Origin of the sequence: Stenotrophomonas sp. YIM B13575, assembly GCF_042787595.1 — a bacterium.
GTDB lineage: Bacteria > Pseudomonadota > Gammaproteobacteria > Xanthomonadales > Xanthomonadaceae > Stenotrophomonas > Stenotrophomonas lactitubi_B.
In genome coordinates this window covers 1-9937 of sequence record NZ_JBHZOP010000120.1, presented here as the reverse complement: position 1 = coordinate 9937, position 9937 = coordinate 1, and the positions used below count along the sequence as shown (strand labels likewise).

Genomic DNA, 9937 nt, shown 5'->3' with positions numbered 1-9937 from the left:
CACCGCCCCACCTTCGACAGATTTCCGGTGACGGTGCGGAAACATCAGGGGTCGGATCCGTTTTCCTTTGGAAAACGGATCCGACCCCTTTTTGTTCGTGGATGCCGATGGAATTGATCCGCGGATGGCGGTTTCGGGCGCGGTCCGGCGGGACTACTCCGTGAGCGTGATCGGGGTCAGGGTGACCTTGGCGTTGTTGGCCGCGCCCCTGCGGTCCTGGTAGGCCTTGCCGCGCTGCAACAGGTAGTAGCTGTCGAGATAGTCGATGTCATTGGCAAACCACGACGTCGGCATGGCCTTGAGGATCGCGCCTGCGATGTCGGCGATGACGGCATACTCAGGGGCGAAGGCGCCCAGTGCCGCTTTGACGCCGTTGCTCAGCGCCACCAGCAGCTCCTGGTAATTGGTATCGCCGTCGTCCTCGAACAGCTGTACGTTGGCAGCGTTGAAGCGATAGTTGCCCCAGATGATCAGCGGTTGCTCCGGGGTGTAGTCGGTACCGTCGTAGTCCAGGTACGGCATGTCGACGGTCACCATCTCCGGTGCGGTGGCGCCCACCTGCAGGCCGGAAACAACAGCGAACACCTCGGCCGCCCCCAGCGCCCAGGGCTCCTGGTCGTCGGCCAGGCGGATGCGGTCCAGGCGGGTGATATCCAGCGAAGCCTGCGTGCCGTCAGCCGACAGCCGGATGCGTTCGGGCGATTGCAGGCCGCGGGCCTTCAGCCCCGCATTGACCAGGGCCATGCCCTCCTGCACCGCACGCCGCGTGTCGACGTCGACGATCAGCACCGGAAAATCCGGGGCCTGTTTCGCATCCAGTACATGCGCGCGGCCCTGCGCATCGTAGGCGGTGATCGTGGTCCAGTCGCGATCATTGCCACGCGGCAGACTGGCCACCCATAGCGGATGCGGATTGATGGCCGCCAGCGAGTGCCCCTCGGGCACGTACGCACGCAGCTGCAGCAGCCCCTGCCCCTGTGCCGGGAGCCCCTTGCGCTGGCGCAGCTGGCGATCGCCGGCTGCCAGCGCTGCACTGGCCAGCGTATGCGCCTGCGGATCGAAACGGTCCATCAACGATTGCACCGACACGCCCTGCTCCGGCGCCGCATGCAGCGAGCTGCGCACTGCATCGGCGAACCCTGGCTGGCCGATCAGTGCCGCCACCTCGCGCGCACCGGCATCGGTCAGCACCTGCACATCGGCGCCGCCGGCCCTCACCGGTCCCTGCGCGAATGCCCCCGTGCTGGCCAGCAACAGCACCAGTGCGGAAACCCGAAACCTCCATTGCTTCGTCATCGACGGCCCCATCGAACGTCGCCGGCAACGCCGGCAGGAGCTTCCCACGCTACGTCGCACGCGCCATACGTTCCGGTATGTGCCGCACAGTTCCGGCAGTATCCTGCGCAAAGCAGCCGAGCGTGGGCTCGGCTCTACCCGTTTCTGACTTCCGTGGCGGCCGCGAGAGGGCTCAGCCGTTGGCCATCCACTTCAGGATCAACCCGGTCACGTATGCCAGTCCGGTACCGGTGGCATAACCAACCGTGCCGAGCAGCACGCCCACCGGCGCCAGCGTCGGATGGAACGCTGCCGCCACCACCGGTGCCGACGCTGCCGCGCCGATGTTGCCCTGCGAACCAATCGCGAAGAAGAACAGCGGCGCGCGCACCAGCTTGGCCACGATCCACAGCACCAGCACGTGGGTGGCCATCCAGATCGCACCGAGCAGGAACAGCCACGGACGATCCAGCAGCGACAGCAGATTCATCTGCATGCCGATGCAGGCGATCAGGAAATACAGGAACACGGTGCCCAGGCGCGAAGCACCGGCCGCTTCCAGCCGCCGTGCGCGGGTGAAGCTGAGGGTCAGGCCCATCGCGGTGGACAACAAAATCACCCAGACGAACTGGCTGTCGAGGCTGAACTGGCTGGCCCAGCTGACATTGGCCTTGAACCAGCCGGACAACGGTGCGGCGATGGCATGGGCCAGGCCGACCCCGCCCAGTGCCACGCCGACAATCACCATCAGGTCGGTCATGCTCGGGATGCGCGCGTTCTGCGCCTCGTAGGCGCTGATGCGTGCCTTCATCTCATCGATGGCGCGGGTGTCGGCACCGTTGCGGGCATCGATCTGCTGGGCGCGGTTGGCCATGAACAGCAGGATCGCCATCCACAGGCTGGCGCAGGCCACGTCGACCACGGCGAACTGGCCGAAGGTGGTGGCATCGGTGCCGAACACTTCGCGCATGGCGACCATGTTGGCGCCGCCGCCGATCCAGCTGCCGGCCAATGCAGCCATCCCGGCCCAGGTGTCACCGGCGACGGTTTCCGGGTGGATCAGCTTCATCACCTGGAAGGAGACGATGGCGCCGAGCATGATGCCGGCGGTGCCGGCGCAGAACACCAGCAGCAGCTTCGGCCCGAGCTTGGCGATGCCCTTCAGGTCGATCGACAGGGTCAGCAGGACCAGTGCCGCCGGTAGCAGCACATCACGTGCGACCGGGTTGTACAGCGAGGTGTTGTGGCCATCGATGACACCGGCGGTGTTGTAGATGGCGGGAATGAAATAGCACAGCAGCAGTGCGGGTACCCAGGCGAAGATCTTCTTCAGCAAGGGCGTTGGGCCGCTGGCAGCCCAGAAGATCAGGGCGAGGGTGGCGGCGATCAGACCAAGGCCAACGATATCGTTGCTGATCAGGGCAGTAGCGGTAGCGGGTTCGGTCGGCATGGGATCCTCTGTCGATCGAAAGAGCGGAAAAGAAAAGCGCCGCATAAGCGGCGCGGGTCGAAATTAACATAGTCTTCACGCAGGGTCATGCTGCGCTGCTTGCGGCAGCGCGCGGGCCTGTCGAGAATCGCAGCATTCCCTTCTGGAGCCTGCCCCATGCAACTCGGCGCTTTTTCAGTCAGCCTGGCGGTGAAGGACCTGGCCACCTCGCGTGCGTTCTATGAGGCGCTCGGATTCTCGGTAACCGGGGGTGATACGGCGCAGAACTGGCTGGTACTGCGCAACAACGGCATCGTGGTCGGCCTGTTCCAGGGCATGTTCGAGGGCAATCTGCTGACCTTCAACCCCGGCTGGGACCAGCACAAGCAGGAACTGGCGTCCTTCCAGGACGTCCGCGAGATACAGGCCGAACTGGATGCCAAGGGCATTGAACTGGCGCTCCGCACCGATCCTGATGGCCAGGGCACGGGCTACCTGCAGTTGGCCGATCCGGATGGCAACGTGATCCTGATCGACCAGCATGTGCCGCGGCCGACGGCGCGGTGACGCGGCCAGCGTGCCAACCAAGGTTGGCACCTACCAGAACGCACGCGGCCATTGCCTGGTAGGCGTCGACCTCGGTCGACGGACAGGTCAGCCTGGCCGCGATGTACCAAAGTCGAGCGAAGCCAGGGTACCGCGCGGTTCGCAGGGCTGCAGTTGCAGGGTCCAGCCCAGGTGCTCGCACAGCCGCGCGATCAGTTCCAGGCCGATGCCACCGCGATCGCTCCGCCCGCCGCGCGCCATCCGCGCGTGGATCGCAGCGATCTCTTCCGGACTCATGCCATGGCCGGGGTCCTGCAGGGTCAGCACCGCCGCCGAGGTCAGGCGCAGCTCGATATGACCACGGCCACTGTTCTCGATGGCATTGCGCAGCAGGTTGCCGATCGCCGCCTGCACCACGGCAAGAGGAGCGACGATGTCCACCGGCGCGGCCTGGATGCCGATGCTCAGGTCCTTGTCGCCCAGCAGGTGGCGATGGTCGTCGACGATCTCCGGCAGCAGCTGGTCCAGGGCGATGCGCTCGGCGCGGCTGGCCAGGCGTGCGGGATCACGCGCCAGCACCAGCAGCAACTCGATCAGCTGCTCGACGCCCTGCGCGGTACGTAGTACGCGCTGCATCTGCTGGCGTGCGCGCTCAGGCAGGCCCGGCTGTTCCAGCGCCAGTTCGGCGGCACCGGTCATCACCGCGATCGGCGTGCGCAGTTCATGGCTTGCGGTGCTGATGAACACCCGCTCGCGCTCGACGAACTGCTCGTTGCGATCAAGGTAGTCGTTCAGCGCATCGGCAATGGTGTGCAGCTCGGAACTGCCGCGCGGATCGACGTGGATGCGCTGGCCCTGCACGCCCGGCCGCAGTGCACCGATGTGCTGGGCCAGCAGGCTCAGCGGGCGCACCATGCGCTCCATGCCGAACGAGGCCATCAACACGGTGACGAAGATCATGATGATGCCAGCGAGCATCACCCAGCGCGTGGCGAACTGTTCCAGGTCGTGGAAGTCGGAGATGTCCAGGGCCAGCGCAACCCGCCCCATCGAGCCGGTATCGCGCACCATCACTGCCGTCTCGCGCTCGCCGATCATCACCCCGTCATGCAACCCCGGATGCAGGGTGCGCAGGCTGGCGGGCATGTTGGCTTCGTTGAAGCGGAACAGGCTGAGCGTGTCCGAATCCTGCCAGCGATAGTGCGGCTCGTGCTCGGTGTGATCGACAATGCTGTCCAGTTCGGAATTGAGCAGCGCGCGCCACGCGGCATGCTCGGCGTGTTCGTGCACGTAGTTGCCCACGCTGAACACCGCCAGCGAGATCAGCGCCAGGTAGCCCAGCAGCCACCACACCACCCGCCGGTACAGCGGCCCCGGTTTACGCGCCATCGTCATCGTTCCGTGCATCGGCGCCTGCGGTGGACGCCAGCCGGTAGCCCACCCGCGGCAGGGTGTGGATCAGCTTGTCGGCAAACGGGCCGTCCACGCTGCGCCGCAGTTCGTACACATGCGAGCGCAGCAGGTCGCCGTCCGGCGGTTCATCCCCCCACAGAGCGAATTCCAGCTGCTGCCGGGTCACCGCACCCGGGCTGGCCCGCATCAGCACCTCCAGCAGCTTGCGGCAGGCCGGGTACAGGTGCAGCACCTGGCCGGCGCGCTGCGCCTCCAGGGTCGCCAGGTCAAGCACCAGGTCGCCCACCTGCAGGCGCTTGCGCGGATTGCGCCCCTGCGCGCGCAGCAGCAGCGCCTCCAGCCGCACTTCCAGTTCCGGCAGGGCGAATGGCTTGGTCAGGTAGTCATCCGCGCCGGCACGGAAGCCCGCGATCTTGTCCGGCAGTTCGTCGCGCGCGGTCAGCATGATCACCGGCACTTCCGAGGCGTGCTCGGAACGCAGCCGGCGCAGCACCTCCGGGCCCTCCATGCGCGGCAGCATCCAGTCCAGAATCACTGCGTCATAGGGATGGCTGCCAGCCAGGTGCAGGCCGGTGATGCCGTCCGGGGCAACGTCGAGCACATGCCCGCGCGACTCGAAGTAGTCGAACAGGTTGGCCACCAGCTGGCGGTTGTCCTCGATCACCAACAGGCGCATGCACGAAACATCCACGGGAAGTGCCACCATGGTAGCGCTGGGGATGTCGGAATGCGGTCGCCGTGGCGGCGGCTCTGACGGCTTTCCCACGTGCCCTCCATCAGTATGGCCGTTTTGCTCCCGGAGCCCGCCGTGCCCGTAGCCCTGCCCCGCCGTTGGCACCTGCCCCTGCTGTGGCTGTTGATCGTGGTGGCACTGGCGGCCGGTCTCGGCATGCGCCAGCCGCAGCCGCCGGACGAACCCCGCTTCGTGCTGGCCGCGCGGGCCATGGTGGAGAGCGGCGACTGGCTGCTGCCGCACCGTGGCAGCGAGCTGTACGCCGAAAAGCCGCCCGTGTTCATGTGGCTGCAGGCCGCTGCCCATCAGGTGGTCGGCAGCTGGCAGTGGTCGTTCCTGCTGCCGTCGCTGCTGGCCGCACTGCTCAGCCTGTGGCTGGTTTCAGACCTGGCGCGCCGGCTGTGGTCGCCACGTCATTCGCTGTACGCACTCGGCGCACTGTTCTGCACCCTGCAGTTCGGCCTGATGGCCAAGCGTGCGCAGATCGACATGGTGCTGGTGGGCATGACCACGCTGGCCCTGTGGGGCCTGCTGCGCCATCTCTGCGAGCGCCGCAACCTGCCGGCACTGTGGCTGGCCGGCTTCGCCGCCGGCGTCGGCACGGTGACCAAGGGGGTGGGCTTCCTGCCGCTGCTGATGGTGCTGCCCTGGTTCGGCTGGTGGCTGTACCAGCGCCGTCGCGGCCAGCCGGTGGACGGCCCCCACCCCGCCAGCCTGCTGTGGCTGGTTCCGGCGTTCCTGCTGGGCACCGCGGTATGGCTGGCGCCGCTGGGCTGGGCGCTGCTGCATGAACCCAGTGCATCGCTGCAGTCGTACGCACACGAGCTGCTGTTCAAGCAGACCGGCACCCGCTATGCCAACGCCTGGCACCATCGCCAGCCGGCCTGGTATTACCTGCAGGTGATCGCCACCCTGTGGCTGCCCGGCGCCCTGCTGCTGCCGCTGATGATCAAGCCGTGGTGGCGTCGCCTGCGTCGCGGTGACCAGCGCCAATGGCTGCTGCTGGGCTGGGCCGCGCTGGTCCTGCTGTTCTTCACTGCCAGCCCCGGCAAGCGTGAGGTGTATGTGCTGCCGATGTTGCCGGCGATGGCACTGGCAGTGGCACCGTTGCTGCCCGGCCTGCTGCGTCGCCTGTGCGTGCGTCGCTACCTGTTCGGCTACAGCCTGCTGCTGATGCTGGTCACCGGCGCGCTGGGCGTGATGATGCTGACCGACAGCCCCTGGGCGCAGGCGCAGCTGGCGCGGCGGGCGATGCCCGACACGTTGCTGCCCGCGTTCGGCGACGGCCTGCTGACCTTCGCCATCGCCGTGGCGACACTGGCGGTGTGGCTGCGGGTACGACGCGCGGCCACGCTGGTACTGCTCACCCACGGCCTGCTGTGGATGCTGTATGGACTGGTGCTGATACCGGCGCTGGACCCCTATGCCTCGGCGTCGGCGGTGATGCGCCGGGTGGGCATGCGGATCGGCCCCGATGCGGAACTGGCGCTGGTGGCCTGGCGCGAACAGAACCTGCTGCAGGCCGACCGGCCGGTGCGCGAGTTCGGCTTCAAGCGCCCCTGGGCGGAGCAGTGGCAGGACGCCGGCCCATGGTTGGCCGAGGCCCCGGACAAGCGCTGGCTGCTGGTGCTGGACAAGGCGATGAGCCCCTGCGTCGACCCGGCCCAGGTCATCGAGATCGGTGTTGCAAATCGCAATCGTTGGCAGTTGCTTCCGGGCACCGCGTGGGACCCGGCGTGTCACGCCGAACGCGCCGGCGCCAACGATGACGAAGACTGAACATTCACACGTGCCGGTGAATCATTAACCCGACACGAACGAGCGTACGACCCTTCTCCGACATCAAGGTGACGAGCATGGCCACGGTTTCCCGCACCGACCTCATGCCTGCATGCCTGTCCGTCCTCTCGCCCCGGTAGTTCCGCTCGCGTCTTCGCCACTGGCGTCAAGATTTGCCGTCACTCATTTCTGGCTGCCTGTCGCGATCGGCCTCCCTCTGTTCACCGTGCTGATGGGCTTCGGGGGTGACCAGTGGCTGGCCGATCATCTGTTCCGCCTGGAGGGCGGTCAATGGGCCCTGCAGAACAGCTGGCTGACCCGTTCGGTCGTGCACAAGGGCGGCAAATGGCTGAGCACGGCTGCGGCCCTGGTGGTGATGCTGCTGTGCTTCCACCACTGGCGTCGTGGTCGCGATCGCACGCTGCGCTGGGCGCTGCTCTATGTGGTGATGGCCGTGGCACTCGGCACGGGGCTGATTTCGCTGCTGAAGTCGCTGGTGCCGATGGACTGCCCGTGGGATCTGCTGCGCTACGGCGGACACGATCCTTTCGTCGGTCTTTTCAGCAGCCGCCCAACTGGGATGGCTGCCCGTGCCTGCTTCCCCGGCGGCCACGCCAGCGCGGGATACGCGTGGCTGTGCCTGTATTTCTTCGCGCTGCTGTGGCGACCGTCGTGGCGCCGGGCCGGGCTGTGGATCGGCCTCGGCAGTGGCCTGGTGTTCGGTATCGGCCAGCAGCTTCGCGGCGCCCATTTCCTTTCGCATGACGTTGCTACCGCATTGATATGTTGGCTGCTGTCGCTGGGCCTGTACCTGATGGTCCGCCGCCAGTTGGACCGCTCGACCCGCCAGGAGGCAATTGCATGAACGCATCGGTCCAACGTTCCTTCCGGCTGCCGACACTGGCCAGCATCCGCGCATGGCGGCCGCAGCTGTCCACCGAAGCGCTGATCATTCTCACCAGCCTGTTCTTCGCTGTGGCCGGCAATGGCCTGTTCTGGCACAGCGCCATGGCCAGCCATCCAGGCAGCCTGCGTTATGCGCTTTCGCTGCTGTTGCTGCTGCTGGGTGCACACGGCGTGCTGCTGGGCATCCTGGTGTGGCGCTGGAATGCCAAGGTGGTGATCAGCGTACTGCTGCTGGTCACCGCGTTTGCCGCGCACTACATGAGCCGTTACCACATCTATCTGGATGCGGACATGCTGCGCAACGTGCTGGCCACCGACCCGAAGGAAAGCCGCGAACTGATGACGGTGTCGCTGCTGTGGCCGGTACTGCTGCTGGCCGCACTGCCGATGGTGGTGCTGTGGCGCGTTGAACTGCGTCGCCGTAGTTGGGGCCGCAGCCTGCTGTGGCGCATCGGCTTCCTGCTGGTGGCTGCGGCCACTGCGCTCGGTGGCGCGCTGGTGTCCTTCCAGGATGTGTCGGCCCTGATGCGCAACCAGCGCGAAGTGCGCTACCTGGCAACGCCCGCCAATGTGCTGCTGGGGCTGCCGCGTGCGCTGCGTGGTGACAACCCGGTACAACGCGCGCCGAAGCTGCCGATCGGTACCGATGCCAAGGCGACCCCGCGCGCACCGACCAGCAAGCCACGCCTGCTGGTGATCGTGATGGGCGAAACGGTACGCGCGCAGAACTGGGGCTTGAATGGCGGCCGCAACACCACGCCGGAGCTGGCCCAGGCGGCGGTGGTCAATTTCCCCGACATGCACTCCTGCGGCACCAGTACCGAGGTCTCGCTGCCGTGCCTGTTCTCGCCGTGGGGACGCCACGAGTACGACGAAAAGAAGATCCGTGCGCACCAATCGCTGCTGCATGTACTGAACCGCGCGGGCATCGCACCGCTGTGGCGCGACAACCAGTCCGGCTGCAAGGGCGTATGCGAGGGCCTGGACTTCCAGTCACTGTCGGACGCGACCACGCCGGGGCTGTGTGCCGATGGCCGTTGCATGGACGAGATCCTGCTGCAGGACCTGGCGACCCAGGTGCGTGCACGCCCGGGTGACCGGGTGGTGGTGATGCACCAGCTGGGCAACCATGGCCCGGCCTATTTCGAGCGCTATCCGCCGGCCTTCCGCCGCTTCACCCCGACCTGCGATACCCGCGACATCGGCCGCTGCACGCGCGAAGAAATCACCAACAGCTACGACAACGCCGTGCTGTACACCGATCATTTCCTGAGCAAGACCATCGGCACGCTGCAGGGCCTGCAGGATTACGACACGGCGATGATCTACCTGTCCGACCACGGTGAGTCGCTGGGCGAAAAGGGCCTGTACCTGCACGGCGTGCCATACGCGATCGCACCGGCCGAGCAGACCCGGGTACCGATGACGATCTGGTTCTCACCAGGCTTCGCCAGCAGCCGCGGGCTGGACCTGCAGTGCGTGCGCAAGCGCGCGGCCAGCTACACCGACCACGACAACCTGTTCCCGTCGGTGCTGGGGCTGATGCAGGTGAAGACCTCGCTGTACGAGCGCGACCGCGACCTGTTCGCCAACTGCGAGAGTTAGGGGTTTGTCGGCAGGGCTTGCAGCCCTGCACCTGCAGAGGCCTTCAGGCAACGGCAACGGCCGAAGCAACAGCAGAAGCGGGTTTGCTGTGGGATGGCGGGGTGGGTCCGGTGGCGGGAGACGCCGTAAACCCGTCCTGAAGTGACCCCCGAGAGTTGGACGGTGGGGTCAAACGGCCGCTTGGGCCTGTTCCCGGTACTGTACCGGGCTCAGGCCCTTCAATTTCAATCTGATGCGCTCTTGGTTGTAGT

General features: G+C 66.5%; 9 protein-coding genes. 4 read left to right on the top strand and 5 right to left on the bottom strand.

What is annotated here, in order from left to right:
- Positions 1 to 153: 153 nt before the first annotated feature.
- Together ACFX4F_RS17330 and ACFX4F_RS17325 are read right to left on the bottom strand one after the other, a co-directional pair.
- The gene (locus ACFX4F_RS17330) at positions 154 to 1296 is read right to left on the bottom strand and encodes a DUF3103 family protein (protein ID WP_165787237.1); all 1143 of its coding nucleotides are present in this window, start codon (positions 1294 to 1296) and stop codon (positions 154 to 156) included.
- 172 nt (positions 1297 to 1468) lie between these two features.
- Positions 1469 to 2725, bottom strand: coding sequence for a DUF819 domain-containing protein (locus ACFX4F_RS17325; protein WP_180166229.1), 1257 nt, complete (start codon positions 2723 to 2725; stop codon positions 1469 to 1471).
- Between the two features lie 156 nt (positions 2726 to 2881).
- Between ACFX4F_RS17325 and ACFX4F_RS17320 the strand changes: the two genes are divergently transcribed.
- Complete coding sequence (locus tag ACFX4F_RS17320) at positions 2882 to 3271, top strand: VOC family protein (protein ID WP_099818925.1); 390 nt, start codon at positions 2882 to 2884, stop codon at positions 3269 to 3271.
- Positions 3272 to 3358: 87 nt separating this feature from the next.
- Here ACFX4F_RS17320 and ACFX4F_RS17315 read toward each other — a convergent pair whose 3' ends face one another.
- Both ACFX4F_RS17315 and ACFX4F_RS17310 read right to left on the bottom strand, forming a co-directional pair.
- Complete coding sequence (locus ACFX4F_RS17315; RefSeq protein ID WP_380657431.1) at positions 3359 to 4639, bottom strand: sensor histidine kinase; 1281 nt, start codon at positions 4637 to 4639, stop codon at positions 3359 to 3361.
- Positions 4629 to 5339, bottom strand: coding sequence for a response regulator transcription factor (locus tag ACFX4F_RS17310; RefSeq protein ID WP_099818923.1), 711 nt, complete (start codon positions 5337 to 5339; stop codon positions 4629 to 4631). Before ACFX4F_RS17310 ends, ACFX4F_RS17315 begins: the two co-directional genes overlap by 11 nt.
- 132 nt (positions 5340 to 5471) lie before the next feature.
- On the opposite strand from ACFX4F_RS17310, the gene ACFX4F_RS17305 reads away from it, so the two are divergent.
- The 3 genes from ACFX4F_RS17305 (at position 5472) to ACFX4F_RS17295 (ending at position 9686) form a co-directional block, all read left to right on the top strand.
- Positions 5472 to 7175: an ArnT family glycosyltransferase gene (locus ACFX4F_RS17305; protein ID WP_380657428.1), complete on the top strand. Its 1704-nt coding sequence runs from the start codon at positions 5472 to 5474 to the stop codon at positions 7173 to 7175.
- Between the two features lie 112 nt (positions 7176 to 7287).
- Entirely contained in the window at positions 7288 to 8040 is a 753-nt protein-coding gene (locus ACFX4F_RS17300) for a phosphatase PAP2 family protein (protein ID WP_380657426.1), read from the top strand.
- Positions 8037 to 9686 carry a phosphoethanolamine transferase gene (locus ACFX4F_RS17295; protein ID WP_380657424.1) on the top strand — a complete coding sequence of 550 codons (1650 nt, stop codon included), beginning with the start codon at positions 8037 to 8039 and terminating at the stop codon, positions 9684 to 9686. Before ACFX4F_RS17300 ends, ACFX4F_RS17295 begins: the two co-directional genes overlap by 4 nt.
- A 168-nt stretch (positions 9687 to 9854) precedes the next feature.
- Here the strand turns inward: ACFX4F_RS17295 and ACFX4F_RS17290 are convergent.
- A partial coding sequence (locus ACFX4F_RS17290; RefSeq protein ID WP_380657315.1) for an IS3 family transposase occupies positions 9855 to 9937 on the bottom strand: 83 nt, incomplete at its 5' end.